General features: G+C 72.7%; 2 protein-coding genes. Both read left to right on the top strand.

The annotated features are described in order from the left end of the window. On the top strand, positions 1-262 hold a 262-nt coding region (locus tag A612_RS06665), incomplete at its 5' end, for a C40 family peptidase (protein WP_019373733.1). Between the two features lie 72 nt (positions 263-334). Beyond that, positions 335-1,431: 3-deoxy-7-phosphoheptulonate synthase (locus A612_RS06660; RefSeq protein WP_019373732.1), on the top strand; the 1,097-nt coding region annotated here is incomplete at its 3' end.

The following is a 1,431-nucleotide window of genomic DNA, read 5'->3' as shown; positions in this document are numbered from 1 at the left end:
CGGCTACGTCTACACCAGCCGCGCCGGCGTGGCGCCGCCGCGCACCGTGGCGCAGCTCAGCGGCTTCGGCCAGAGCGTCGCGCCGGGCGAGCTGCGCACCGGCGACCTGGTGGTGTTCGGGCGCGGGCGCCCCTCGCACGCCGGCATCTATGTCGGCGAAGGGCGCTTCGTGCATGCGCCGTCCAGTGGCGGCACGGTGCGCCTGGACCGCCTGGACTCGCGCTACTGGGCCCAGCAGAACGCGCGCTTTCGGCGCCCCTGAGCCGCCCCCGAACCGCGCCGCCAGTGCGCCGTAAGCCAGCGGCCAGCCGGGGGCGCGACAATGTGCCCCACCATGAACCGTCCCGCCCGCTCCCCCTCTCCCGACCTCGGCACGCACGACACCACGCGCATCGACGATCTGCGCATCGGTGCGGTGCGTCCCCTCATCACGCCCGCACTGCTGCAGGAATGGCTGCCCACGCCGCAGGCCGCCCAGGCCCTGGTGGAGTCGAGCCGCAGCGCCATCGCGCGGGTGCTCGCTGGCCAGGACGATCGGCTGATCGTCGTGGTCGGCCCCTGCTCGATCCACGACCGCGACGAGGCCCTGGAATACGCCCGCCGCCTCAAGGCCGAGGCCGACGCGCTGGCGGGCGAGCTGCTGGTCGTGATGCGCGTGTACTTCGAGAAGCCGCGCACCACGGTCGGCTGGAAGGGTTTCATCAACGACCCGCACCTGGACGGCAGCTTTGCCATCAACGACGGCCTGGAGCGGGCGCGCGCGCTGCTGCTGGACATCCTGGCGCTGGGCCTGCCGGTGGGCACGGAGTTCCTCGACCTGCTCAGCCCGCAGTTCATCAGCGACCTGGTGAGCTGGGGCGCGATCGGCGCGCGCACCACCGAGAGCCAGAGCCACCGGCAGCTGGCCAGCGGCCTGTCGTGCCCGGTCGGCTTCAAGAACGGTACGGATGGCGGCGTGCAGGTGGCGGCCGATGCGATCCTCGCCGCCCGCGCGCCGCACGCCTTCATGGGCATGACCAAGATGGGCCAGGCCGCCATCTTCGAGACGCGCGGCAACCACGACTGCCACGTCATCCTGCGCGGCGGCAAGGTGCCCAACTATGGCGCTGCCGACGTGGCGGCGGCCTGCGCGCTGCTGGCCAAAAGCGGTCTGCGCGAGCAGGTCATGATCGATCTGTCGCACGCCAACAGCAGCAAGCAGCACGCGCGCCAGATCGAGGTCGGGCGCGACGTGGCGGCGCAGATCGCGGCCGGCGACGCGCGCATCACCGGCGTGATGATCGAGAGCCACCTGGAGGAGGGGCGCCAGGACATCGTGCCGGGCCAGCCGCTGCGGCCTGGGGTGTCGGTCACGGACGCCTGCATCGGCTTCGACCAGACGGTGCCGCTGCTGGCCGAACTGGCGGCCGCGGTGCGTGCGCGGCGGGCGGC

The organism is Melaminivora alkalimesophila (assembly GCF_000282995.1).
Lineage (GTDB): Bacteria > Pseudomonadota > Gammaproteobacteria > Burkholderiales > Burkholderiaceae_C > Melaminivora > Melaminivora alkalimesophila.
This window is presented reverse-complemented; position numbering and strand designations above follow the sequence as displayed.